This is a genomic window from Thioclava sp. PTB-PU3-1, assembly GCF_055666785.1.
On the sequence record NZ_JBVNVL010000002.1, the window covers coordinates 310,853 to 332,956 of the forward strand.

Sequence of the window (22,104 nt, forward strand, 5' to 3'; positions counted from 1 at the left end):
CTGTCCCCGCAAGGCTTGCGCGAAGCCGCGCGCCCGGCTACCCCTTTTAACGCCCGCGTTACCGGAGGAGACCCAGATGATCGGACGCCTGAACCATGTCGCCATTGCCGTGCCTGATCTCGAGGCGGCCTCGGCCAAGTATCGCGACACGCTGGGTGCCAATGTCGGCGCGCCGCAGGACGAGCCCGATCACGGCGTCACGGTGGTTTTCATCGAGCTGCCCAACACCAAGATCGAACTGCTCTACCCGCTGGGCGAGGACAGCCCGATCAACGGTTTTCTGGAAAAGAACCCCGCAGGCGGCATTCATCACATGTGCTTCGAGGTGGAGGACATTATCGAGGCGCGCGACAAGCTGAAGGCCGATGGCGCGCGGGTTCTGGGCAATGGCGAGCCGAAGATCGGCGCGCATGGCAAGCCCGTGCTGTTTCTGCACCCGAAAGATTTCAACGGCTGCCTCGTCGAACTGGAGCAGGTCTGATGAGCCTCACGGGCGGCATCATCCTCTTCGCAGTCATCTGGTTCATGATCTTCTTCATGGTCTTGCCGGTTCGCCTCAAGACGCAAGGCGATGTGGACGAGGTCGTGCCGGGCACTCCCGCAGGGGCGCCGCATGAGGCGCATCTGGGCGCGAAGGTGAAGATAACCACCGTTGTCACCATCGTGCTCTGGGCGATCATCGCGTCGGTGTTGCTGTCGGGGATCATCACCTTGGAAGATATCGACTTCTTCGGACAGTTGCGCCGTTAAGCGGGCAGGGAACCGTATCTGATCAGCGTTGGTTGGGAGACTAAAAGGAGCCTCCCATGACACCAAACTGGTTTACCGTTCTGAGCTGGTTATCGCTTGCTGTAGGCGTTCTCTCATTTCTCTATCTTCTCGTTCAAGTCCGTCGGAACCCGCCTCATATGGCCATCATGGCGTGGGTCTGGCCGATTTGCGGGTTGTTCGGCGGACCGCTGGTCATCTGGTTGCATGGTCGCTTTCCGGGCCATGGCAATGCGCCCTTCCCGGTCTCGGTCGCGAAGGGGACGCTCCATTGCGGCGCAGGCTGCACTCTTGGCGATATTCTGGCCGAGAACCTCGCGCTCGCGGTCCCCGCGGTTCTGATCGCATTCGGCTGGCCAGGTTTATGGGAAGACAAGATCTTTGCGGTTTGGGGGCTCGATTACGTCTTCGCCCTCGTGATCGGGATCGTGTTCCAGTATTTCTCGATCGCCCCGATGCGCGGTCTCGGCCTCGCCAAAGGCCTCAAAGAGGCAGCGAAAGCCGACGTGGCCTCACTCACCTCGTGGCAGATCGGTATGTACGGGATGATGGCGATCTTCCATTTCGCCGTGTTCAAAGGGCTCTGGGGCGCTGAGATCACCGCCGCCGACCCGGAATTCTGGTTCGCCATGCAGATCGCGATGATGGCTGGTTTCGTGACCGCCTATCCGGTGAACTGGCTGCTGATCCGCAAGGGCATCAAGGAAGAGATGTGAGCGGCGCGTTGGCGCCGCCCCGTCACCCGCGGCGACCGGTGATCGCGTGGAACAGGTGGGTGAAGCCCGCAGCGCCCAGAACCGGCACGAAGAGGTTCACCAGAGGGATCGACAGCGGCACCGCCATCAGCGCGCCCGCGGCCCAGATCGTGACCTTGTTGCGCTCGTAAAGCTCGAGTGCCGCTTCGCGCTCCATCCGCCGGAAGGCCGCCATCTGGAAATATTCACGCCCGAGAAGGTAGCCGTTCAGCCCGAAGAACAGAAACGGCGCTAGCGGGATCACGAAAGGGTAGATCATCAGCGCGATGACGTTGGCTACGAGGATCACGCCGAAAAACCGGACCGTGTCGCGCATCCCTTCGGCGAAGGTGAGTTTGCGCACCGGCGGCAGGGTCGGGTAGTGCACGTCCTCCACCATCTCGGCCACGTCTTCGAGGAAAAAGCCGGTGAAGGCGGAGGCCACGGGCACCATCAGGAAGATCGAGGCAAACAGGATCACGCCCGCCGAGACGATCGACAGCGCGGTATCGATATGGCCGATCTCGCCGATGAAGGGCAGCGAGAAGCTGTCCGGCACCAGCCAGCCGATCAACATCACCATCGCCACATAGATCGCGACCAGAAGGCCCAGCGAGAGGGCCACGCCGAAGCCAACGACTTTCATCGCACCGGGCCGCAGCAGGTCGGCCCAGGCTTTCACATAGCTCGAGATGATCATTCCGAAATCCGCGTCGTGATCGCGTCGAGGTCGGGGCGGGGGCGTTCGGGAGGCGCGACGCCTTCGGTTCCCAGATGGATGAAGCCCGCGACGCTTTCGCCCTCCTTGAGGCCCAGCATTTCGCGCCCGAAGGCCTCGTCATGCGCGGCCCAGCCGGTGAGCCAGTTCGCGCCCCAGCCTGCGGCGAGGGCGGCGTTCAGAAGCGACAGGCAAACCGCGCCCGCCGAATAGAGCTGCTCGACCTGCGGGACTTTCTCGCTCTCCTTGGGGGAGAAGACCACGGCCACGCAAAGCTGGCTGTCATGGAATTGCTTGCCAGCCTTTGCGATCTTTTCTTCGGGCAGGCCCTGCGCCTTGGCGCGGGTCTCGGCCTCGCTGCCCAGACGCTGCGCGGCCTCGCGGGTGATGGTGATGAAGCGCCACGGCTCCAGCTTCCCGTGATCGGGCGTGCGCGCGGCGGCGGTCAGGATCTCGCGCAGCGCGGCCTCATCGGGGGCAGGGGCCTTGAGGGTCTTGGCCGGGCGCGACCGGCGGGTCAGAAGGAAAGCTATCGCCGCGTCATTGCGCTCGGCCGGGTTCACTTCGGGCAGTTCAGTCATGAAAATCTCCGTCTGTTGCGCCAGATATCGGGCGCTCGGCGCGCGATTGCAACCGCAGCATGGGCAACTGGCTTGTGCGCCATTGAGCAGGGTCTATGCTGCGCGGCGATGACGGATCTCAGCCACCTTGCCATTCCGGGCAGCGAAATCGCGCTGCGCGTGACGCCGAAAGCGTCGCGCAACGAGATTCGGGAAAGCGAAGAAGGGCTTCGGGCCTATGTCACGGTCGTGCCGGAGAACGGCAAGGCCAATACGGCGGTCGTCAAATTGCTGGCAAAGGCGCTGGGCGTCGCGAAATCGCGACTGACGCTGATCCGGGGCGAGACCGCGCGCGACAAGGTGTTCCGCCTCGATTGAGCGTGTATCGCGGCGCGGGCAGGGGGGTCAGCCGTCCTCGCTGGAGGTGCTTCCGGTCTGCTTCAGGCGATAGACGCCTTCGGGCAGGTTGAGCGCCGCCGCGAGTTCGCGCAGCTGGGCATGGCTGAAGGTGATTGTCTGCACCTGCTCGGTCTGCTCGTCGAGCTGTTCGACCACGACGCAGTCCTCGAAGGAACTGATCGTGATGTCTTCCTGCAGATAATCAAGCGGATCCGTCCCCTCGTCGACAAGGGTGATCACGGTCGCGTCGAATTCGTGTTCGATGGTAAACATGTCCTCATGCTAGCGCGGCTTTTCGATCCGAAAAAGCGAAATCACGCCGCTGCTTGCAGGCGATCGCGTGCAGGAGGCTATGCTGCTGCGAGCCAAGTGGTTAAGCTGGGCGAAATCCTCTTTCAGGGGCGCTTCCCGTCGATGCCTTCCTTCCGTTTTCTCCTCGTGATCCTGTCGCTCGCCGTGACGCTGCTTTCGGGCTGCGTGCAGACGATGACGCCTATGCCACAGACCGAAATCTCGCCCGAAGACAGGCAACGCGCCGAAGTGGCCGTATCGCGGCTGGTCGCTGTGGGCGACCGGATGGAGCCGCAGATCGAGCAGGAATGCCGAAAGCGCACGCGCAAGCTCAACTGCGATTACCTCTTCGTGGTCGATGACCGGCTCGATCTGGATGCGAATGCGTTTCAGACCACCGATCGCTCGGGCCGTCCGGTGATCGGGGTGACGCTTGCGATGATCGCCGAGGTGCGCAATGCCGACGAACTGGCCTTCGTGATCGGCCACGAGGCCGCCCATCACATCGCGGGTCATATCGCGGCGCGCGAACGCGATGCCGCGGTGGGCGCGGCCTATCTGGGCCGTGCGGTGCAGGCACAGGGCGCCGATCCTCTGACCGTGCAGCGCGCGCGGCGGATCGGGGCCGAGATCGGCTCGCGGCTCTATTCCAAGGATTACGAGCTGGAGGCCGACCGGCTCGGCACGATCATCACATGGGACGCGGGCTACGATCCGCTCAAAGGCGCGCAGTTCTTCCTGCGCCTGCCCGATCCGGGCGACAAGACGCTGGGTACCCATCCGCCCAATCAGCTGCGCTTCGACGTGGTGCGCGACACCGTCGCCCAGTTGCGTGCGGGCAAGATCCCGGCGGGCAGCTGAGGGAACCCGTTCAGGGCCTGCGCACTTGGGATTTGACATAGAGGCCCCCGGCAAAGGCGGGTCCGGGACGCGGGGACTGGGGACGGGGACAAAGAACCAATGGCAATCTTTTCGCGACTGCGCTGGCGGCTGAAGGTCATCCTGCGCGAGATCTGGGTGCGGGTGACGGCCTTCGGTGTGCTGGGGGTCCTGACCGCGTTGGGATCGGCTGGTTTCGGGTATCTCGTGCCGCCGGATCTCGGCTACAAGATGGGCGCGGGCTCGGTGGAGCCGATCCTGAAGATCATCGCGACCGCGATGCTGACCGTCACCACCTTTTCGCTGCAGATCATGATTACCGCGTTCAGTTCGGCCCAGACAGGGGCGACGCCGCGCGCGATCAAGCTGATGCAGACCGACCGCGTCACGCAGAACGTGCTGGCGAGCTTCATCGGCTCCTTCGTCTTCTCTCTGGTAGGGATCATCGCGCTCGAGACGAATGTCTATGACGACTCGGGGCGGTTCATCCTTCTGGTGGTGACGCTTGGCGTGGTGGCGATGGTGGTGATCTCGCTGTTGCGCTGGGTGCAGCATCTGAGCGAATTCGGCCGGCTCGGCGATGTGATCAGCCGGGTCGAGACTGCGGCGAGCACGGCGCTGAAGGCACGCTGCGAGCGGCCGTGGCTCGGCGGCAAGGAATGGGAGGAGCCGCCCGTGGGGGTCTTCGGGATCACCTCGACGCGGACCGGCCATGTGCAGCATGTCGATATGGGCGCGCTGCAAAAGGTCGCCGAGGCGCATGACTGCCGGATCTGGCTTTGCGCGCGGCCCGGCGAATTCGTCCATGGGGCGTCTCATTTGGTCCAATGCGATGCGCTGCCGGGCGATACCGAGACCCGCGAGGAGATCGAAGAGGCCGCGCGCGACGCCTTCACCATCGACCATGCCCGTGACTATGATCAGGATCCGCAATTCGGCCTGATCGCTTTGGCCGAGATCGCCTCTCGCGCGCTTTCGCCTGCGATCAACGACCCCGGCACTGGTATCGATATTCTCGGGCGTCTGGCGAGGGTGCTGGCCGAATGGCACCCGCCGAACAGCCCCGAATGCGTGTTCGACCGCGTCTATGTGCGCGCGGTGACGCCCGAGCAATATACCGAGGATGCTTTCGCCGCGATCGGGCGCGATGGGGCGGGGCATCTGGAAGTCGCTCTGCGCCAGCAGGAAGTGCTGGAAGCCGTGGCCGAGATGCATCCCGATCACTTCGGCCGTCCCGCCGCGCATCAGGCGCTGCGCGCCGCAGCTCATTCGCAATCCGGGATGACCTTGAGGCGCGACCGCGCCGTGGTCGCAGAGGAAGCGCAGGCGTTGGCCGCGCGCTTCGCGCCCGATCTGGACTGCAATGTCGGACATGAAATCGACGGCGATACCTCGGATCGCGACGCTTGATCTGAATCATATCGAAATTGCGGACCCTAGGGCAGAGTCCCCCCATCACCGGGATGACTGTTCAAGGGAGGCCGCCATGACCGCTGCCAAACATCTCAATCGCCACGCGGCGATGATGAACCGGATGGCCCAGCAGATGGGCGGCGATCTCAGCATGGAAATGGCCAGCGGACGGCTCAGTGGCGAGGGCTGGAGAGACGCGCTGATCCGCTGCACCAAGTGCCGCGAGGCCGGGGCCTGCCTGCTCTGGCTGGCCGAGCATGACCCGCAAAGCAACCCCGCGAAGGCACCTCCCGCCTATTGCGAAAACCGCCTGATGATGTCGCGACTGCGCGCCACCGTCGGCGCCGAACCCCAAGGAGTGGAATGATGGGAATGCAAAGCGAAATCGATCTGAACTTCTGGGTGACGCGCGGCATGGCGCGGCGTCTTGGCGTGAATATCTCCGAAGCGATGCATAACGGCTTCCTCACGCAAGCCGATTTCGCCGAGATGATCACCACCTGCCGCACCTGTGGACGCACCGAGTTCTGCCTCGCTGTTTTGGCGGAGAAGGGCGAAGGCCCGCAGGCCATTCCGTCGGATTGCCCCAATTACGAGGTCCTGACCTCTCTGCGCGCCCTGCAATAACTGAGGGCACCGTTAACGTCGCGAAGCATGTGAGGGGCGGTCTTGCCCCCGTGCAGGGCGGATCGCTGGTCCTTTCAAATCTGCGTGTTCATCGCTTGCGTAATTTCTTCGCATGCAGACCAACAATGCTTCATTGCGCCTGTGTGGTTCCTTGGTCTTGGATGGCCGCGATGAGCAATACTTGCCTTGCGGATGGTATGTGCGCTCCCTGAGTTGAGGGAGCGCGGCACCCAAGTTTTATTCGCATCGAAATCGCCCTGCCCCGTTCGAGCTACGAGGGCGCGCAATGGCACAGAAGATTGTAGGTCTCGACTGGCTTCGCGCAATCGCCGCGATATTGGTGATGATCGGCCACGCGAGAGCTTTCCTTTTCGTCGACTTCTCCGAGCTTGCGAACGACCCGTCGGTCGTCGCCAAAGTCTTCTATTTGATCACCGGTCTCGGCACCTATTCCGTAATCATTTTCTTCGTGCTCTCAGGCTATCTGGTCGCTGGCTCCGTGGATCGGGCCTATCACGAAGGTCGATGGTCGTGGAAAGAGTACGCGGTTCACAGGGTCGTCCGTTTGGGTATCGTCTTGCTCCCGGTACTCGTCATGACAGCAATGTTCGACTGGCTTGGAGCATCTCAATTTGACCCGGCTTACTATCGAGGTGAGTTTGGGGCCGAGTTCGCGAGCGCCCCGAACGAGCCGGTGGCCAACGGCGTCCTCGTTTTTCTGGGCAATGCCTTCTTCCTGCACAATATTATCGTTCCCGTTTACGGGAGTAATGGACCGCTTTGGAGCATCGCCTACGAATTTTGGTATTACGTCGCTTTTCCGCTCGGCTTTTTTGCATTGAAACCAGGTCGTTATCAGCTCTTTTTTGCCGCGCTCTTCGTTCTGACGATGTGGTTCATCGGGCTCGACTTGGCAGTACTCTTTCCGACTTGGTTGTTTGGATACTTTGCGTGGAAAGCACGCGACGGGCTTCTCGGACGCCTTGTTGCAACGAAAGCGATCTACGCGCTCGCGGTGGTCTTCGCGCTTTTCGTCGTCATGTCCGCTCTCAAGTTCGTTAATGATTACTCAATCGGCTCACTCTACATCACGGCTGTTGCGGCGTTTTTCGCAGTGATCGCGCTCTCAAATCCGGTTTTCGACCACGGCGCGCGGCTGGCAGAGTTCCTCTCCAAGATCTCTTACTCTCTGTATCTTGTTCATTTCCCTCTGATGGCCTTGCTCAGTTCGATGCGTCATGTCGCGAGGTTCGACGCTTTGGGGAACGGGATGGTCCTGTTCGGGGTGTATATTCTGTCCTCCTTCTTGCTCGCGTGGTGTGTTCATTGGCTTTTTGAGCGTCATACCGCGACACTCCAGAGAGCTATCCTTAGAAGCATGCGCCAGCGTCCTAGGCTCGGGGCTGCGGGATGAGTTGAGAGTGTAGCTCGTCACCGGCCTTGTTTGCCTTCCGGCGCCGGCATTCTATTCGCTCAGGAGCGCGGTTTCTTCAGGTGAAACTTCAGCCAGAACTTCAGAAGCCTGAGCCAACCGACCTTCTCGCGCTTCATGACCTCTTCGAGAAAGGGCGTGCGGCGGAGATATTTCCAGTAGAGCCACGCATAGGGGTGCCATTCGGCTGCCTGCCAGGGTTTCGGCGACTCCGTGAAATGAATGATCCGCGGCAAAGCCTGAGCCAGAGGGACCGAAGAGGTGTAGTCGCACCCTTCCCAGAGAAAGAGGCGTTGGAAATTCCACTTCGCGTCCAGCGCCGACCAGTTCTCCCAGAATACCTTGTTCAATGCGTCCTGATCCGCGAACTCGTATTTCTCGGGCGCGGCCAGGAGCATGTCGAGCGCTTGGGACAATGCGTCCGTGGCCCGGATCGCTTCGAGATCGAACAGGAGGACACCGGCATTGAAATAAGTGCCCTCGCTCGGCAGCTCATGTTGCCGCGCGAAGTTCGTCGGGTCCACGAACGCGTCTTGCACGGCTCCGCAGGCCATACCATTCAGATCGGTGCTCCAGAGGTCGACGAGACTTCCGGTCACAACCATGTCGATATCCAGGTAGATCACGCGTGAGATGTCCTGCGGCAGAAGCTCTGCCATGATGAGGCGCAGGTAGGTCGCGCGACTGATATGCAGGATCGGCGGAAGCTTCAGCGCCTTATGATCCGCAACGTGATAGGGATGGATTTCGAGACCCGTAGCAGTCTCTGCGATCTTCGAGAACCGCGCCTCATCGACGGAATCGAGTATCGCGTGAACGCGGATCTTCTCCGCGCCTTTGCCCGCCTCGATGGATTTCAGCAGCGACACGAAATGCGGCGCATAGTTGGAATCGGTCACGCAAACGATGTCGATCACGTTCGGGTCATACGCGGCATGCGGCTCGCGGACGTCGTACATCATTCGGAGTCCTTTGCGATCAGTTCGCCTGTTAGAAATATCGGGACTGTCTCTTGGGAGGCTTGAAATTCGCTGCCAGCAGAGCTTTGGCGATCGCGAAATGCATCCGGGCACGATCGGGGCGGCGGCGGATGGTGGCGAGCACACCGCGCAGAAAACGTGCGGCGATCCGGTCGGGCATCACCAATCTTCGATTCACGAAATGCCCGATCGCGAGTTCTTCATTGAGAAGTTTGGCCTGACTCCAGACGGTCTCTCCGTGATTGGGGTTGAGGTAGCGGAACTTCTCGCTCTCGATCCGGAGCACGGGCCGCTTGAAGCGCTTCAGATAGTAACGCGTCCATTCCTGATCCTCGGCTGAGAAGACCTCTTCGCGGAAAGGGCGTTCGCGCATCAAAGCCGTGGGTGCCAACGCTGCGCTATTCGAAATCCCGTTGCGCCCGTTGAAGAGCCGAGGGGTGATCGAGACGGGTTCGAGCTTGCTCGGGTCCGGGCATTCGGAATGCGCCGGCGCCCAGTAGACGATCTCGAGATCTCGCGCTTTCATCTCCCGCCAGCCGTTTTCCACGAACTTCGGATCGTCGAAGACAACATGGCTGCTGAAGATCAGCGTATAGGGAAGCGTGTTCGCCGCGACGCCGACGTTGATCGCCTTGGAATAGTTGAACTCGGTGTCGTCGTAAGGCGCGACGGTCGCGCCCAGGGCAGCGAACTGGTCGCGCACCGCTGCATCATGCGAGGAATCCACGATGATGATGTCCTCTGGCGGGAAGCTCTGCTCGCGGAGTTTCGCGATTACCTCTGCAAGCAGCGGCGGGCATTCATAGGCCCTGATCAGCGCCGCATATCGCGGGGACGCGTCGTCGCGTGGAAGCTGCTCGGCTAAAGGTCGGGACTGTGAGGCCATCGTTTCTTGCCGCAATTTGAAAACGCTTTCCTGAAGGCAGGCACGGGCAGGTTTCCGTTCCTGAGTATCGCTTCGAAAAACGGTAGGAGGGCTGCCCCAGCCGAGCAAGACAGCCCGCGCGCCGGAGCCCTCGGTGGCCGACTCGCATATGAGATGCGCCGGTTTCTTATCCGTCGCGCCCGCATCTGCCCAAATAAATTGCAACTCGGGGTCGGATCGGAGGCGCGAGAACCGTCACGCGGTGAAGAGGGCGCAGGGCTCGCTTAGGTTCGAGTGGGGAGTGCTCGAAACAGTTCAAAGGTAGCCCAGAGAATGCAGTATCTTTTTGTCGTCACTTACGGTCGGTCCGGTTCAACGGTCCTGCTCAACTTGCTCAACAGGTTGGAGGGGTATTGCATTCGCGGCGAGAATAACGGGATTGCCAACCATCTTGGTATGAGCGTCTCCGTGCTTGCCGAGGCGCAGGAGCACCCGCATGCAAAGTCCCACAATCCGGACGCGCCCTGGTTCGGGATCAACGATCCGAAGGTCGACAGCTGGGGCCAAAAGCTGGCGGGTGCGTTCGTTGAAGAGATTCTACGCCCGGACCCGGACACACGCGTCACCGGCTTCAAGGAAATCCGGTTCACCGCCCATGAGACTACGCTGGCAGAGTATGAGAGCTCCATCGCGTTCCTGACGCAATATTTTCCCGGCGCGCGTATCGTCTTCAACACGCGCGATTGGCGCGAGGTCGCAGAGTCCGGCTGGTGGCGCTACGAGTCGAACATGAAACGGATCCGCGATCTGATCGAGGATGCGGACCGCCGTTTCGAGGCGTCGGCCAAGGCGCTCGGAGATCGGGCCTTCTTGATCGACTATGCCGAGTACAAGGGCAAACCGGACGGGTTCCGCCCTTTGCTCGAGTGGCTTGGGGAAGAGGTCGACGAGGCCCTGTTGGCTTCGGTGTCGCAGAATTGGCTCGTTCACCTGCAGAAGTCACACGATGACCGCGGGAAATTCCTCCGCCTGAAACGCGCGCTTTCGAAGCGTTTCGCGGAGCGCGCCATCAAGAAGTCCGGCGAAACTTCGATGCTTTCGTGAACAGCGCCTTCAACAACTGAGCCATTTCGAGTTCCGGCCCCGCTTTGCGCCCGTTGAACTGCCAGAGCGCGGCGACCGCAGCCACGTAGGCCATGCCGCCTATCGTAATCAGGCTCACCAGACGCACCGCCTCCAGAGGGACGCTCGACGGCTTCTCCCACAGGCTACCGGTGAGCCAGACGACCAGGGCCATGAAGGCCACCGCGATCGCCGGGGTCAGGGTGAGTTGCAGCTGCTCGCGCAGCCTGATGCCTGCGATCTGCGTGACCAGGGTCATGTTCCAGATAATGTTGATGACGACCGCCACCGCGCCGCCAATCAGGGCGCCGATGAGCATGCCGTAGTAGCTCGCGCTGCCGAGATACATCCCGAGCAGGATCAGTGGCCATCGAATGAAGAACGCGCGCAGGTCGCGGAAAAAGAGATGCCGGGTGTCTCCCGTTGCCATGGCGATCGGCTGGATCGCCACCGTCGCCTGCAAGGCTAGGATGATCGCCTGTATCTGAATGACGGGGACGGCGGGCATCCACTTCTCTCCCAAGACCAACGCGACAAGGTCATGGGCGACCACCGCGAGGCCGAAGCCGAAGGGGAAAATCCACAGACAAGCAACGCCCTGCACACGTTTATAGGCGGATACGAGTTTTTGCCGATCGTTCTTCACCCGGGAAAAGGCCGGGAAGAACGTCCTTTGCAGGGGTTGGTTCAACTGAGCGATGACCACATTCGTGATCCGGTTGCCGAAACTGTACTGCCCCAGAATATTGGTTGGCAGCACGGCCCCGAACAGCAGCGGATTGGCACGCCAGTTCATCGCCTGGATCCAGGTGCCCAGTGTGATCCAGATCGAGAAAGAGAGGATCTCGCGATACTTGCTAAAGGTCAGGCGGGGCCGGAAGGGATAGAAGACATAGGAGAGAACGATCCGGGCGACGTCCGAGGCCACGGCGCCCAGCACCAAGGCCCAATAGGATCGAAACACGAGTGCAAGCGTAATTGCGACGATCGTGCCGAAGAGTTTCTCCCCGACCTTCATGAGGACGACTTGATGGAAAACCAGTTCTCGCTCGAACAAGGCGAGTTTTGGATTTGCGAGACCGGCGAAGACGAAGGACCCCGCCATCACGAGCAGGATGTTCTGCAGTCGCATATCGCCATAGAGCAACGCGACCGGGTAGGACAGCGCGGCCACCGCGCCCCCGACGATGAGGCCACGCGCGAAGGACATCGAAAAGACGGTGTTGAAATGCTCTTCGGTCGGGGCGTCATGGCGCACCAGCGTCTCCGACAGGGGCATTTCCGCGAGCGACAGAAGAATGGCCATCACTGCAGCACAGATTGCCACAAGCCCGAAATCCTCGGGCACCAGAAGCCGGGCCATGATGATCGTGTTCAGGAACCCGATTCCGTTCGCGATCATGCTTCCGAGCGCGATCCAGACGGCTCCCTTCAGCAGGCGTGTCCGTGTGTCGGTCATCTGTTCTGGGCGTCCTTTCGCAGCAAGCTATGATCGAGGTGGTCGCCCGACGATCAATGGATGAACGTGATATCCGCGCGCGCTTCGATCGCGGAGATGTCCGAAACGTAGTCTTGCTGCATTTTTCGGAATTGGTCCTCGGGCCATGGGGAGAACCGGTCCTGAGCGCCTTGCACCGGATACTCATGCTCCAGAGCCGCCATTCGAAACCGCCATTCCGTCGCTGAGAGCGGTTCAGCGGTCTCGGCCATGGCGCGGATTGCACTGTCGGAAGCGCTTCCCCGCACAGTAGGGTTCTGCAGCGGCTCAAACGCCTCAGCCTCGACGTCACTCAACCCTTCGAGGATGCGGGGCTCGAGGTCGCGGAAATCCTCGTAGCGCCAGATGAAGACATTCGCGTGCGGCAAGGCATCGCGGATGTCGTCGATGATCTGCAGCCACGCCCCCTTTGGTGAGGAAAAGGCGGATGCGAATTGCTCTGGGGGCGGCACGGGAGAGAAGCGGATCGCTTCGCCATAGATCGATGCCAGAAAGTCGGGATAGGACCGGATGCAGAGCCAGATATCCAAGGGGCGATCCGGCAGGAAAGTCGACAAGAGGCTGAGCCGCGATATCGCCGTCGGATAAAACGCCCCGTCGAGGAATTCACCCGTTTCGCCCAACAGGTTCTCTTCGGAAACAAGCAGTTCGTCCGAGGTGTCGAACAGGCTCGAGATCTTCGATCCAAGCTTGTCGAGGCGCGTTGGACGGCCCGAGAGTGCCTTGAGCTTTTCCGACCTGCTCGTGCCTTCGCTTTCCGCCCATGCCTGATGGAAAAGGGGACGAATGTTGTTGATGGGCCAGAAAGCGACACCTTGCGAGGCAAGAAGCTTCGCGTTCAGTTCGAGGCGCGCCTGGAGATAGGTTGTCGCTGTCTTGTGGGCTCCGAGATGGAGGCGAATTCGGGGCGTCGTCACATCATCCTCCGTCTTCTCACCGTTGCTTCAGACTGCGGTCGGCAGCCGCCGCTGCGTCTGCGGCCTCCTTTGAAAGGGCCGGTCGCGGCATCTTCATACCAATGGCTTACTGAGGAACGGCCCGCGCTGTGAGGTGCAAAGCGCTGAACGGGGCGAGCGCTCTTAATGAAACCGTACGCCTGCCACACAATTGGCCAATTTTCTGGCCATCGCTAAAATAAGTCGCAGGAATTTCTTCGAATTAGGGGTAATTCCGCGATTTAGCGGAATTCTGGGAGAGCGAACGAGCTTCGCACCTGGGATTAAAGGTGATTCTGCCGCCCATAATCCTCAAATTGGATTCCTAGCGCCCGTTTTTCGTGCGGACCGCCTCCAGAATGGCGCAATTTCGCGGATCGGTGATGCGAAATTTATGCTGCAGGTGCGAAAGGGGCATTTGGTCTTGTTCGTTTCGCAAGGTTACCAAATCGTTAATCGAGGGATTTCAAACTGTCGCTCTTTCACTGGGGGGTGAAAACATGACCTTTGAAACGCGTAAGGGGCACTTCTTTGCTCCGACTACAGTCCATAGTGCTGCTTCTGCTGAACCGCTCGTTGAGCGTCCTGCAGGAGATATTGCCAAGCGTGGGCTCGACCTGCTGCTTGTGCTCGTTTTCCTGCCGCTGCTTGTTCCGCTTTTGCTCGGGGTTGCCGCGCTTGTCTGTATGACGAGTTCGGGGCCCGTGCTTTTCGGACACGTCCGCGTCGGTCGGGGCGGCAAGAAGTTTCGGTGCTGGAAATTCCGGACGATGGTCGTCGATGGCGACCGGATCCTGGAAGAGCATTTCCGGCGTTTCCCCGAAGAGCGCACTATCTGGGAAGAAGAGAGAAAGCTGCATGACGACCCGAGGGTCACGTCTTTGGGGGCTGTCCTGCGCAAGCTCAGCCTCGATGAACTTCCGCAGCTGATCAATGTGCTTGTCGGCGAGATGAGCCTCGTCGGGCCGCGTCCCGTCGTTGACGAGGAGATGCGCAAATATGGCCGCTCTGGCCGTCACTATCTGCGCGTGCGTCCCGGTGTGACGGGCCTCTGGCAGATCAGCGGACGTAGCGACACTGGCTACGCGACGCGGGTGCTTCTCGATCGCCACTACGTGATGTCGTGGAACGTGCTCCTGGATATCAAGGTTCTCGTTCTCACGATCCCGGCGGTTCTGTTTGCGAGCGGGGCGAGGTAGCTGTGCCAATGTCCTGTGTCCCGTTACGGCGTTTCCTCTTTCCGTTGGCCGTAACTGCGCTGACTGCATTTCCGGCCTATGCCGAAAAGCTTGAAGCCGGTGATGTTGTCTCGCTCAATATCGTTGAGTGGCGCAGCGTCGCCGGTGAAATGGCGCAATGGGCCGCGCTGAAGGGGCCATATGAAATCTCGTCCGACGGTGCCTTGGATATCGGGTTTATCGGGACGGTCGAGACGAAGGGTCGCGAGGCTGAGGCTGTCGCTGAGGAAATCTCGGCGCGGCTGAAGGATACGTTGGCGCTGACGGAACAGCTCGATGTTCAGCTGAGCATCACCCAGCGTGCGCCGGTGATCGTCGGCGGGCTCGCGAGAAAGCCGGGGCCGGTGGACTTCACATCCGGAATGACTGTCCGTCACGCCCTCGCACTCGCGGGGGGGCTGACGGGCGTCTCCGGCGATGGGACGATGTCCCAATATCTTTCGATCGCGGCACAGGAGGCCCAGCTTGCGCGGCAAGAGGGCGATTTGCGCCTGCGCATCGCGCGTCTCGACGCGGAACAGGCTGGCACCACCGATGCGAATTTTCCGACGGCTGCCTCACTCGGGCAGGATGGAGAGCTGCGCGTTGCACAAGAGCAGTCGCTTCTGAAATTGCGGCTCGACTCGGCGAAGCGCAAAAGCGAACTCGTGGACGGGCAGGTGACCCTCCTGACTCAAGAGATCGACAAGTTGCAGCAAAAATCAAAAGGCTTGGACCACCAACGGGAGTTGATTGCAGAGCAGCGCGACAAGGTTGCGCAGCTCGTTGATCGGGGCCTGAGCCCCAGTAACCGGGCAATCGAAGCCGAACAGAAGCTTGCCGCAATCCAAAGCCAAATCCTCGATGTCGACACTGCGATTTTGCGGTCTCGTCAAGCACTGGCCCGCGCCGAGAATGATCGTCTCGATCTGGGCGCCGGGCGCATCACACAGCTGCTGAACGATAAGCAGAAAGCGGAATCCGAACTTTCCGATGTGCGTGAGCGCCTCGACCTTCAACGTGGGTTGATGCGGCTGGCCGTGCCGAGCGCTATCGGCGCAGGCTTGGCAGGCGAAGAGGGCGGCCCGCAATTGCAGGTCGTCGTCACGCCTGCCGGAGGGGGCACTGCGAAGACCGTTGCCGATTTCGACACGCGGCTTTCGCCGGGTGACCTCGTGGAGGTGACGCTTTCGCGTGACCCCAACGAGACAGCGGCCACGACGGAAGCTCCGCAAAAGCAGGCAGCCGGAAGCAACGGCTGAGGCGCGTCCCGCCTATTCGCCCCGCTTTATTCGCCGCGTCGCAATCGGATCGCGTAAACCATCGCGCCGACCGTGATCACCGTGATCGGATCGAACTGGAAGAAATATGTCACTTCGACCAGCGACAGAACGAACTGACGGATCATGAAGGCCGCGAAAAAGATCGTTTCGGCGCGCACATCGCGGATCGCCCAGACAATCACGACATACCCCGCCCAGAAGACGAGGCCCGTCTGCAGAAGTGCGAAGGGCAGGCCGAGCTCCACGGCGTTCGTGAGCAGGGTGTTGTGGAAGTGGAAACCGGATTTCGACGCGATCCCGAACTGCGCCCAGATTTCCTCCGCGACGGGCTGACCGGGAATCCAGAACGCCTGGAAACCTGTGCCAAGAACCGGACGTTCGGCAATCTGTCTTATCGCGATCGCCCAGAGGTCGGTGCGCCCGGTGAGCGTGACGTCCTTGCCCGTCGAATGGAAGAACCACGACTCGACATGGCTGAAATTCGCCATGATGAGCAGAATTGCCAGAAGCAATAGCATTGACATCATGACGAGCAGGAAGAACCGCTTCCATGCCGAGGTTCGCGAGAGAAGCACGATCCCCACGGCGACGGCCAAAGCCCCCACGCTCGCAAGGATCGCGCCGACGGATTGCGCTTTCACGAGAAGCAGCGCGGCCAGCAGGGTCATCGCCACGCCCGAGTAGCGCAGCCATCGCGGCAGGCTGCGGTCGAAAAACAGCGGCGCCGCCGAGATGAGCAGCATCGAGGCGGTGCTCGCCATTGCGTTCTTGCTGTGGAATATCCCGAGGAAGCCCAGCCCATCCGCGCGCTCCCGACCCAGAACCGCACTGATGATGTTGACCGCGGCGAAAGAATAGAAAACGGCCTTGTAGTAGTTGAGCGGGGACAGGCGCCGCGCAATCAGGATGGCGACCATGAAGGTGAATGTCAGAAGGATGCCGTATCGAAGGCTGAGAGCTGGCGCATCCGACCAGAGCACCGAAAGCACGGTCCAGCCGGGCAGCGCGAGAAGCCACCACATATCGACGATCTCATCGCGCGAACGCCATGGTTGCCGAAGGATCAGGAAGCACCCGACGATCAGAAAGCCGAGCGCGCCCAGCGTCCCGATCTTCGGCGTGATGTGCAGGATGAACAGCGCCAATGTCGCGAAGAGCGCCGTCGGGCTGATCACGATCTCATTTCGATACGGATAGCCGCCATGTGCAGTTTGGGCCGTCATGGTTCCTTGCACAGCATCGATTCAGGGAATTGGCATGTCTCGCCGAGCGGCGTGTAACCGACCCAGTCGATCGTGTAGCGCAAGGGGCCGGGGGGCTTCTTATAGCGCCCCATCCATTCGCTCAGCGTCTGCGTGCTCCAGAAGGACAGATAGATCTTCTGAGCCGCGCTGGGCACGCCTGAAGTGACCTTCAGGATTTCCTTGCCGTCGGCATACCATGTGATCGCGCCCGGCTCCCAGCGGAAGGCAAGCGTCTGGAACCCTTCGGTCGTCGGTTTCGGCAGGGGGAATTCCCCGCCGCCCATCGGTTTGCCCGAGAGGTATCGATTGAGCGAGACTTTCGAGGGGTCTTTGGTGAGGATCTCGATGTCGATCTCGTCATGCGGCATGCCGTGGACCGGCCCGATATAGGTGAAGAACGAAGCGTTGAGCCCCGAATTCTTCGGCGTGTTCAGCCGCACTTCGTAGGTGCCGTAGCTGTATCTAGCGCGGGTCTGAATCTCGGCGCACAGGTTGGTCTTGTCCGGTCCCGCTTCGGGCAGGAAAAACATGACCAGTTTGCTTTTCTCGAGCTTGAGGGCACGCCGCGCCCAGGTGCAGCTCTGGTGGTCGCCGTTGGTCCAGCCATCGGAGATATACCATCGCTTCTTGTTGAAGCTGTCGAAACTGTCGAAGAAGGCACCGCCCAGAGGTTTCTCCGCGCGGGCGAGGCTCGGTGCCAAAATGGCGAGAGCGACGAGACAAGAAAGGATGCGTAAGATCGACATGCAGCCTTTGTACCGCGCCCCGCAGTCGAATCGCTCGGGCTTTGGTGGCACATGCAGGAGGCCTCGGGCGTAGCTGTCTCAAAGCGATGGATTTTTTGGCGTTTCGCTTTCTGTGGCTCGCAAATGCAGCGTGATGCAGACCTGACTTCGGCAGCTTTCTTGTCAGGCGCGCGTGCAGCCGACTCGGCAGCACGCATGGGCTAGCGTGTCTTCATCACTGGTGGAGACTGTCTTGGCCGAGCGCATCACGGTTATCATGGCGAACTGGTGCGGCGCGTCCTATCTCGCGGCTGCAATCGCATCGCTACGCCGCCAAACCGTATCGGACTGGCGGCTGATCGTCTCCGATGATGGATCGGACGATGACAGCGTGGCGATTGCACAGGATTTCGCGCGGCAGGATCCGCGCATCGACGTGCTGACGGCAGAGATGTCCTCGGGCCCGGCAACCGCGCGCAATCGCGCGCTCGAACGGGCCAAAGGCGAGTGGGTCGCCATTCTCGACAGTGACGACCTTATGCATCCAGAGCGGCTGGAGCGGATGCTGGAAGGGGCGGACGCGCTTGGCGCGGATGTTATTGCGGATGATATGGTGTTCTTCGGGACTGTCCCGGGATCGGGCGGTCGCACGTTGCTCGAACCGATGTCTCTGGTGGCTCCGCTCGAGATTACTGCGAAGCTGTGGGTCGAGGCTGCGGCGCCGGAGACCGAGCTCCCGCCGCTTGGGTATCTCAAGCCGATGATCCGTCGCGCGATCCTCGGCGATCTGCGTTACGATCCCGATCTGCGGATTGGCGAGGATTTCGATTTCGTCCTGCGTCTCTTGCTGAAGGGGGTGAAGTTCTGTGCGTTGCCCGACCCGATGTATCTGTACCGTCGACATAATGCATCGATTTCGCATCGGCTTTCGCCTGCCGCGATCGGCGCGATGATCCGCGCTCAGCAGCGGTTGTCGGAGGGGCTGGACCCAGCCGTTGCCGCGCAGTTGGCCGCGCGCCATCGCGGGTTGCGGAAGTTGGCTGAGTTCGAAGCGCTCGTGGCCAACCTGAAAGCCCGGCAGTTCGCGGTGGCAGCGATAAAGATCGCGCGGCGTCCGTCTCTGGCGCAGGACGTTCTCCGAAGTCTCGCCGAGAGACGCAAAGGCAAAGACGCGACTGGCTTGGAGCGCCGTGCGGTTCAGGTCTCTCTCGGAGCCGAGGAAGGGGCTGACGTGCTGGCCGATGAAGTCGCGACCGTATCCGTCGCGGAGAAAATGCATGTCAGCGTACCGAAGCCGGTCGCGCCCGGTGCGATGTGGGCCTCGCCGCCCGCGAAAATGGCCGCGAAGTTGAGCGCCCTTTCCGAAGCGAATGACGTCATTCCGGAGGCTCTGGATGGGGCAGGGGCCTGGGCGCGTTGGCTGTTGCCGCAATGGGCGCAGGAGCAGGCATAGGCGGATTTAACCCGCAGACCGCGCTTTAGTCCTCGGGGCGAAGCAAGAGGCGGAGCGTATTCGTCACCGGTGCGGCGGGTTGCTTTTGGGCACGCAATTTGTCCCGCAGGATACCCGACGCGATCGGCATGAAGTTCTGCGGCGGTTTGATAGAGAACCTGAAGGCCGCCCCGAGACCGTCCTGCGCCTTGATGTCGAGAAAGCGCCGCAGCAGGTAGCGGTCGCGGATCTGGTCGTGATGCCGACGCATGGCGGAATTCGCCGCGCGGGACACCGATTGGTCGTCGAGATGTGCAGAGGCCGCTGTCATCAGCGCACCCAAATCCTTCGTCCCGTGCCGACCCGAGAGCGAATTTTCCCGCACGCGTGCAGCATAGCCGCATTCGCTGGTGACAAGAAATTTCGCGCCGCGCGCAAGCATGCGGACATAGAAGTCGAAGTCCTCGCCCAACCGCAGGCTTTCGTCATAGCGTAGAGCGTGCCGGTCCAGAAAGGCGCGCGACATGAGCGGCTTGAGAAACCCAAGCTCTCCGCGCGTCTCGCCGCGTTTGCCCATGTTTCCTTCGACGAACCCGGCCAGATCGAGTTCGAAAACCCGCGTCTCACTGTCGGGAAGCCGGGTAGGGTCGAAGGCCTGCGCCATATCGGCGGGCACGAAGGCGATATTGTCCGCGATCAGATCCCAGCCTTCATAGGCGAGAAGGCGCGAGAAGCGGCCGGGGAGCAGAAAGTCGTCGGCATCGAGCACTGCCAGAAACGGGGACCGGGAGGCGGCGATTGCACGGTTGCGGCCTGCCGCCGGCCCCTGATTGCTGTCGTTTCTAAGAACGATCAGGCGCGCGTCACCCGCTGCGGCGTCCTGCGCAGCCTCTGCACTTCGGTCAGTGGAGGCATCATCGACCACGACAACTTCCGCAACCTCTGGCTGTTCGAGTGCGGACCGGACCGCATCGCCGATCGTGTCTTCGGCGTTATAGGCGGTGATCACGACGCAAATCTCTGGGGTCATCGCTTGGTTTCTCCCACTTCGCCGACGGGCTTTCGTGTGCGCGCGATCACGTTAAGGAAGGCGTTCGAGAGGAAGGCCCGATTGCTTTCGCGCACGAGACGCCACAGGTCGCGCCCGCAGAGGCTTGCCAGAATTTCGCGCCGTCTGGGGAAACTCAGCCCTTTCTTCCAAGGCTGGAAGACCATGTCACGAATGGTTTCCGCGGAACGGTCGGCAAGCAGTTCATGCGATCGCGGCGGCAGGCCGTCTTGCCCGATGCTGGTGGTTGCGAGGGCCATGGCGAAATCCAGTGTTTCCGAGAGGCCAGTCTGTCGGGCGAGCTGTTCGAGCTGATCCCGCTCGTCCAGCTCGAGACTCTCGAATGCCTTGATCATGTCGAGGGCCACAGAGCCCGCAGGTTCATGCGAAAGAAAGGCTTTGCAGAGCGTGATTGCGGCGATCAAACACATATCTGGCGGGGACGGCACCGGCAGTGTGCTGTTCGCGACCGACTGCCTCACCGCCCGATGCAGGAAGCCCACCAAGTTCCGAGGGCGCGGCAAGCCGGGCTGTTGGACGCTATGGTGCAAGTCCACGAAGATGGGTTGGTCGGGCGCTTCGAAATGGCGTTCGCCGAGGAAATGCACCCACCAGCTGCCGAGTTCGGCTTCGGTGGGCTTGAACCCAGCCTCTTCGAGGATCTTTCCCGCCGCGATCCGATCCTTGGGCGCGACCAGTATATCGACATCCCCGGACGGCTTGAAAAGGGGCGTGCCGTAGAGCCGGATTTGCTGCAGCGGGCCTTTCAGGTGAAGGTGCGGAATCTGGCCGGCATCGAGCGCTTTGGTGATCTCGGCGGCGAGCTTCAGCCCGCGATTATTCGAAACCATTCCGCGCATGCGTCCGAAGTTGAGCTCAGCGTTCACCTGCTCGGCCGCGCCGCCTTGAAGGTCTGGCCACCCGGGGTGCATCAACAGCTTGTTCACGCGCGCGATTTCAAAGAGAAGGCGAGGGTCGGTGCTGATCGGCGGCGCTTGACCGGATGCCATCTTCCTGAGAATTTCGACCTGTGTCGAACAGTCGCGCCGCTTCACGTAAGTGAGCTCTTTCTCCGGAAAGCTCACGCGCCTACCTTCACGAAATCGCGAATCGAATCCATCGAGAGATCAACCCCAGGTTGAATTGCGAGACTTTTTAATTCCCCCAAGGTTGCAATTTTAAATGTCCAGCTTTCTGGCGAAATTTTAACGCGCTCATTTCTTGAGCGGGTTTTCGGACAGGATGCTCGCATATTGGACCCCCTGAAATCGGCCGCGGGAATATTGCCTTGATTTTGCCTGTTATTTTCGCAGCGAACTGAAGCTGTGACGCTCCGAATGGACTAAGGTTTGACTCAAGTGGAGCCTGATTAAAGACTTTAGGAGGCGCAAGCCAAAATGAGTACGTAACGTCAAAAGGGGGTATCTACTGATGAAAACGTATACTCGTCCGCAGCTTCAAAAGCACGGCAAGCTCGAAGACCTGACCCACGGTGCAGGTAGCACCACGATCGCCGACCAGGTGCTGCCGCCCGGTACGGATATTGCGGGTCTTACCTTCTCGTAATTCGAAAAAAAATGAGAAGGACAGGGGCGTGGTCTCGCCTCTGTCCACTCTATGCAACGTGGCTCTCAAGGTGTGGGTGGGTAGTCTATGAATGCAATGTCCCAATATCGGGTTCGTTCCGAATGTGTTGCTTGTCCTTATGGTGACGGCGTCGCGATTTTGGATTTAAATTCCAATGCCTATTTCAGTCTGGATTCCATCGGCGCCATCGTCTGGAATCTATTGGGCGACCAAAAGAGCGTCGAAGAAATTATCGATACGATTTCGGGCGCTTATTCTGTTCCGCGCGACACCGTTGCCGAGGATGTCTCGGTGCTCCTGAGCGACCTTCACGAAAACGGTCTCGTCGAGGCTGCGTGAAATGCGTT

The 22,104-nt window shown here is 60.7% G+C and carries 26 protein-coding genes; 15 read left to right on the forward strand and 11 right to left on the reverse strand.

What is annotated here, in order from left to right; all coding sequences use genetic code 11:
* Nucleotides 1-76 precede the first annotated feature (76 nt).
* The 3 genes from mce to ACZ7GB_RS06980 all read left to right on the forward strand — a co-directional run bounded on the left by mce (nucleotide 77) and on the right by ACZ7GB_RS06980 (nucleotide 1,484).
* Nucleotides 77-481, forward strand: a complete 405-nt coding sequence (gene mce, locus ACZ7GB_RS06970; RefSeq protein ID WP_078542051.1) for a methylmalonyl-CoA epimerase — start codon at nucleotides 77-79, stop codon at nucleotides 479-481.
* Nucleotides 481-750 carry a DUF1467 family protein gene (locus ACZ7GB_RS06975; protein ID WP_472158067.1) on the forward strand — a complete coding sequence of 90 codons (270 nt, stop codon included), beginning with the start codon at nucleotides 481-483 and terminating at the stop codon, nucleotides 748-750. Before mce ends, ACZ7GB_RS06975 begins: the two co-directional genes overlap by 1 nt.
* A 158-nt stretch (nucleotides 751-908) precedes the next feature.
* Nucleotides 909-1,484 (forward strand): DUF4396 domain-containing protein, encoded by a 576-nt coding sequence (locus tag ACZ7GB_RS06980; RefSeq protein WP_472158068.1) that lies wholly within the window; start codon nucleotides 909-911, stop codon nucleotides 1,482-1,484.
* 22 nt (nucleotides 1,485-1,506) lie between these two features.
* Here the strand turns inward: ACZ7GB_RS06980 and ACZ7GB_RS06985 are convergent, their stop codons facing one another.
* Both ACZ7GB_RS06985 and ACZ7GB_RS06990 read right to left on the reverse strand, forming a co-directional pair.
* Complete coding sequence (locus ACZ7GB_RS06985) at nucleotides 1,507-2,202, reverse strand: EI24 domain-containing protein (protein ID WP_472158069.1); 696 nt, start codon at nucleotides 2,200-2,202, stop codon at nucleotides 1,507-1,509.
* Complete coding sequence (locus tag ACZ7GB_RS06990; RefSeq protein WP_472158070.1) at nucleotides 2,199-2,801, reverse strand: nitroreductase family protein; 603 nt, start codon at nucleotides 2,799-2,801, stop codon at nucleotides 2,199-2,201. The genes ACZ7GB_RS06985 and ACZ7GB_RS06990 overlap by 4 nt, the downstream gene beginning before the upstream one ends.
* 108 nt (nucleotides 2,802-2,909) lie before the next feature.
* Here ACZ7GB_RS06990 and ACZ7GB_RS06995 point away from each other — a divergent pair, with 108 nt between their 5' ends.
* Entirely contained in the window at nucleotides 2,910-3,158 is a 249-nt protein-coding gene (locus tag ACZ7GB_RS06995) for a DUF167 domain-containing protein (protein ID WP_472158071.1), read from the forward strand.
* Nucleotides 3,159-3,185: 27 nt separating this feature from the next.
* On the opposite strand, the gene ACZ7GB_RS07000 is transcribed toward ACZ7GB_RS06995, so the two are convergent.
* Nucleotides 3,186-3,452 (reverse strand): hypothetical protein, encoded by a 267-nt coding sequence (locus tag ACZ7GB_RS07000; protein WP_078569947.1) that lies wholly within the window; start codon nucleotides 3,450-3,452, stop codon nucleotides 3,186-3,188.
* Nucleotides 3,453-3,593: 141 nt separating this feature from the next.
* Here ACZ7GB_RS07000 and ACZ7GB_RS07005 point away from each other — a divergent pair, with 141 nt between their 5' ends.
* The 5 genes from ACZ7GB_RS07005 to ACZ7GB_RS07025 all read left to right on the forward strand — a co-directional run bounded on the left by ACZ7GB_RS07005 (nucleotide 3,594) and on the right by ACZ7GB_RS07025 (nucleotide 7,803).
* Nucleotides 3,594-4,331 (forward strand): M48 family metallopeptidase, encoded by a 738-nt coding sequence (locus tag ACZ7GB_RS07005; protein WP_472158072.1) that lies wholly within the window; start codon nucleotides 3,594-3,596, stop codon nucleotides 4,329-4,331.
* Between the two features lie 99 nt (nucleotides 4,332-4,430).
* Complete coding sequence (locus ACZ7GB_RS07010) at nucleotides 4,431-5,759, forward strand: DUF2254 domain-containing protein (protein WP_472158073.1); 1,329 nt, start codon at nucleotides 4,431-4,433, stop codon at nucleotides 5,757-5,759.
* A gap of 76 nt (nucleotides 5,760-5,835) precedes the next feature.
* Nucleotides 5,836-6,129, forward strand: a complete 294-nt coding sequence (locus ACZ7GB_RS07015; RefSeq protein ID WP_083075796.1) for a DUF6455 family protein — start codon at nucleotides 5,836-5,838, stop codon at nucleotides 6,127-6,129.
* Nucleotides 6,129-6,389, forward strand: a complete 261-nt coding sequence (locus tag ACZ7GB_RS07020) for a DUF6455 family protein (RefSeq protein ID WP_078520474.1) — start codon at nucleotides 6,129-6,131, stop codon at nucleotides 6,387-6,389. The genes ACZ7GB_RS07015 and ACZ7GB_RS07020 overlap by 1 nt, the downstream gene beginning before the upstream one ends.
* A gap of 286 nt (nucleotides 6,390-6,675) precedes the next feature.
* Nucleotides 6,676-7,803: an acyltransferase family protein gene (locus tag ACZ7GB_RS07025; protein WP_472158074.1), complete on the forward strand. Its 1,128-nt coding sequence runs from the start codon at nucleotides 6,676-6,678 to the stop codon at nucleotides 7,801-7,803.
* Nucleotides 7,804-7,862: 59 nt separating this feature from the next.
* Here ACZ7GB_RS07025 and ACZ7GB_RS07030 read toward each other — a convergent pair whose 3' ends face one another.
* A complete protein-coding gene (locus ACZ7GB_RS07030) occupies nucleotides 7,863-8,783 on the reverse strand; it encodes a glycosyltransferase family 8 protein (RefSeq protein WP_472158075.1) in 921 nt (306 codons plus the stop codon).
* 28 nt (nucleotides 8,784-8,811) lie between these two features.
* Nucleotides 8,812-9,891: a glycosyltransferase family A protein gene (locus tag ACZ7GB_RS07035; protein ID WP_146673545.1), complete on the reverse strand. Its 1,080-nt coding sequence runs from the start codon at nucleotides 9,889-9,891 to the stop codon at nucleotides 8,812-8,814.
* A 108-nt stretch (nucleotides 9,892-9,999) separates the two neighbouring features.
* Between ACZ7GB_RS07035 and ACZ7GB_RS07040 the strand changes: the two genes are divergently transcribed.
* Nucleotides 10,000-10,770, forward strand: a complete 771-nt coding sequence (locus ACZ7GB_RS07040) for a sulfotransferase (protein WP_472158076.1) — start codon at nucleotides 10,000-10,002, stop codon at nucleotides 10,768-10,770.
* On the opposite strand, the gene ACZ7GB_RS07045 is transcribed toward ACZ7GB_RS07040, so the two are convergent.
* Both ACZ7GB_RS07045 and ACZ7GB_RS07050 read right to left on the reverse strand, forming a co-directional pair.
* Nucleotides 10,736-12,247 (reverse strand): lipopolysaccharide biosynthesis protein, encoded by a 1,512-nt coding sequence (locus ACZ7GB_RS07045; RefSeq protein ID WP_472158077.1) that lies wholly within the window; start codon nucleotides 12,245-12,247, stop codon nucleotides 10,736-10,738. The genes ACZ7GB_RS07040 and ACZ7GB_RS07045 overlap by 35 nt on opposite strands.
* A gap of 53 nt (nucleotides 12,248-12,300) precedes the next feature.
* Nucleotides 12,301-13,203, reverse strand: coding sequence for a hypothetical protein (locus ACZ7GB_RS07050; RefSeq protein ID WP_472158078.1), 903 nt, complete (start codon nucleotides 13,201-13,203; stop codon nucleotides 12,301-12,303).
* Nucleotides 13,204-13,721: 518 nt separating this feature from the next.
* Between ACZ7GB_RS07050 and ACZ7GB_RS07055 the strand changes: the two genes are divergently transcribed.
* Both ACZ7GB_RS07055 and ACZ7GB_RS07060 read left to right on the forward strand, forming a co-directional pair.
* Nucleotides 13,722-14,420 (forward strand): sugar transferase, encoded by a 699-nt coding sequence (locus tag ACZ7GB_RS07055; RefSeq protein ID WP_078548390.1) that lies wholly within the window; start codon nucleotides 13,722-13,724, stop codon nucleotides 14,418-14,420.
* A complete protein-coding gene (locus ACZ7GB_RS07060) occupies nucleotides 14,345-15,700 on the forward strand; it encodes a polysaccharide biosynthesis/export family protein (RefSeq protein ID WP_472158079.1) in 1,356 nt (451 codons plus the stop codon). The genes ACZ7GB_RS07055 and ACZ7GB_RS07060 overlap by 76 nt, the downstream gene beginning before the upstream one ends.
* A gap of 26 nt (nucleotides 15,701-15,726) precedes the next feature.
* Here the strand turns inward: ACZ7GB_RS07060 and ACZ7GB_RS07065 are convergent, their stop codons facing one another.
* On the reverse strand, nucleotides 15,727-16,944 hold the full coding sequence (locus tag ACZ7GB_RS07065; RefSeq protein WP_472158080.1) for an O-antigen ligase family protein: 1,218 nt from the start codon (nucleotides 16,942-16,944) through the stop codon (nucleotides 15,727-15,729).
* Nucleotides 16,941-17,711 carry a family 16 glycosylhydrolase gene (locus ACZ7GB_RS07070; RefSeq protein WP_078542035.1) on the reverse strand — a complete coding sequence of 257 codons (771 nt, stop codon included), beginning with the start codon at nucleotides 17,709-17,711 and terminating at the stop codon, nucleotides 16,941-16,943. The genes ACZ7GB_RS07065 and ACZ7GB_RS07070 overlap by 4 nt, the downstream gene beginning before the upstream one ends.
* Nucleotides 17,712-17,943: 232 nt before the next feature.
* Here ACZ7GB_RS07070 and ACZ7GB_RS07075 point away from each other — a divergent pair, with 232 nt between their 5' ends.
* Complete coding sequence (locus ACZ7GB_RS07075) at nucleotides 17,944-19,143, forward strand: glycosyltransferase family 2 protein (protein ID WP_472158081.1); 1,200 nt, start codon at nucleotides 17,944-17,946, stop codon at nucleotides 19,141-19,143.
* A gap of 25 nt (nucleotides 19,144-19,168) precedes the next feature.
* Here ACZ7GB_RS07075 and ACZ7GB_RS07080 read toward each other — a convergent pair whose 3' ends face one another.
* Nucleotides 19,169-20,152: a glycosyltransferase family 2 protein gene (locus ACZ7GB_RS07080; protein WP_472158082.1), complete on the reverse strand. Its 984-nt coding sequence runs from the start codon at nucleotides 20,150-20,152 to the stop codon at nucleotides 19,169-19,171.
* A complete protein-coding gene (locus ACZ7GB_RS07085) occupies nucleotides 20,149-21,255 on the reverse strand; it encodes a nucleotidyltransferase family protein (RefSeq protein WP_472158083.1) in 1,107 nt (368 codons plus the stop codon). The genes ACZ7GB_RS07080 and ACZ7GB_RS07085 overlap by 4 nt, the downstream gene beginning before the upstream one ends.
* A gap of 346 nt (nucleotides 21,256-21,601) precedes the next feature.
* On the opposite strand from ACZ7GB_RS07085, the gene ACZ7GB_RS07090 reads away from it, so the two are divergent.
* Together ACZ7GB_RS07090 and ACZ7GB_RS07095 are read left to right on the forward strand one after the other, a co-directional pair.
* Entirely contained in the window at nucleotides 21,602-21,736 is a 135-nt protein-coding gene (locus ACZ7GB_RS07090; RefSeq protein ID WP_256365664.1) for a hypothetical protein, read from the forward strand.
* An 87-nt stretch (nucleotides 21,737-21,823) separates the two neighbouring features.
* Nucleotides 21,824-22,096, forward strand: coding sequence for a PqqD family protein (locus ACZ7GB_RS07095; RefSeq protein WP_078548375.1), 273 nt, complete (start codon nucleotides 21,824-21,826; stop codon nucleotides 22,094-22,096).
* Nucleotides 22,097-22,104 lie beyond the last annotated feature (8 nt).

Bases quoted from the DNA above. Each gene is read 5' to 3' on its own strand.
- mce (WP_078542051.1), top strand. From the start codon at position 77: ATGATCGGACGCCTGAACCATGTCGCCATTGCCGTGCCTGATCTCGAG.
- ACZ7GB_RS06975 (WP_472158067.1), top strand. From the start codon at position 481: ATGAGCCTCACGGGCGGCATCATCCTCTTCGCAGTCATCTGGTTCATG.
- ACZ7GB_RS06980 (WP_472158068.1), top strand. From the start codon at position 909: ATGGCCATCATGGCGTGGGTCTGGCCGATTTGCGGGTTGTTCGGCGGA.
- ACZ7GB_RS06985 (WP_472158069.1), bottom strand. From the start codon at position 2,202: ATGATCATCTCGAGCTATGTGAAAGCCTGGGCCGACCTGCTGCGGCCC.
- ACZ7GB_RS06990 (WP_472158070.1), bottom strand. From the start codon at position 2,801: ATGACTGAACTGCCCGAAGTGAACCCGGCCGAGCGCAATGACGCGGCG.
- ACZ7GB_RS06995 (WP_472158071.1), top strand. From the start codon at position 2,910: ATGACGGATCTCAGCCACCTTGCCATTCCGGGCAGCGAAATCGCGCTG.
- ACZ7GB_RS07000 (WP_078569947.1), bottom strand. From the start codon at position 3,452: ATGTTTACCATCGAACACGAATTCGACGCGACCGTGATCACCCTTGTC.
- ACZ7GB_RS07005 (WP_472158072.1), top strand. From the start codon at position 3,594: ATGCCTTCCTTCCGTTTTCTCCTCGTGATCCTGTCGCTCGCCGTGACG.
- ACZ7GB_RS07010 (WP_472158073.1), top strand. From the start codon at position 4,431: ATGGCAATCTTTTCGCGACTGCGCTGGCGGCTGAAGGTCATCCTGCGC.
- ACZ7GB_RS07015 (WP_083075796.1), top strand. From the start codon at position 5,836: ATGACCGCTGCCAAACATCTCAATCGCCACGCGGCGATGATGAACCGG.
- ACZ7GB_RS07020 (WP_078520474.1), top strand. From the start codon at position 6,129: ATGGGAATGCAAAGCGAAATCGATCTGAACTTCTGGGTGACGCGCGGC.
- ACZ7GB_RS07025 (WP_472158074.1), top strand. From the start codon at position 6,676: ATGGCACAGAAGATTGTAGGTCTCGACTGGCTTCGCGCAATCGCCGCG.
- ACZ7GB_RS07030 (WP_472158075.1), bottom strand. From the start codon at position 8,783: ATGATGTACGACGTCCGCGAGCCGCATGCCGCGTATGACCCGAACGTG.
- ACZ7GB_RS07040 (WP_472158076.1), top strand. From the start codon at position 10,000: ATGCAGTATCTTTTTGTCGTCACTTACGGTCGGTCCGGTTCAACGGTC.
- ACZ7GB_RS07045 (WP_472158077.1), bottom strand. From the start codon at position 12,247: ATGACCGACACACGGACACGCCTGCTGAAGGGAGCCGTCTGGATCGCG.
- ACZ7GB_RS07055 (WP_078548390.1), top strand. From the start codon at position 13,722: ATGACCTTTGAAACGCGTAAGGGGCACTTCTTTGCTCCGACTACAGTC.
- ACZ7GB_RS07065 (WP_472158080.1), bottom strand. From the start codon at position 16,944: ATGACGGCCCAAACTGCACATGGCGGCTATCCGTATCGAAATGAGATC.
- ACZ7GB_RS07070 (WP_078542035.1), bottom strand. From the start codon at position 17,711: ATGTCGATCTTACGCATCCTTTCTTGTCTCGTCGCTCTCGCCATTTTG.
- ACZ7GB_RS07080 (WP_472158082.1), bottom strand. From the start codon at position 20,152: ATGACCCCAGAGATTTGCGTCGTGATCACCGCCTATAACGCCGAAGAC.
- ACZ7GB_RS07090 (WP_256365664.1), top strand. From the start codon at position 21,602: ATGAAAACGTATACTCGTCCGCAGCTTCAAAAGCACGGCAAGCTCGAA.
- ACZ7GB_RS07095 (WP_078548375.1), top strand. From the start codon at position 21,824: ATGAATGCAATGTCCCAATATCGGGTTCGTTCCGAATGTGTTGCTTGT.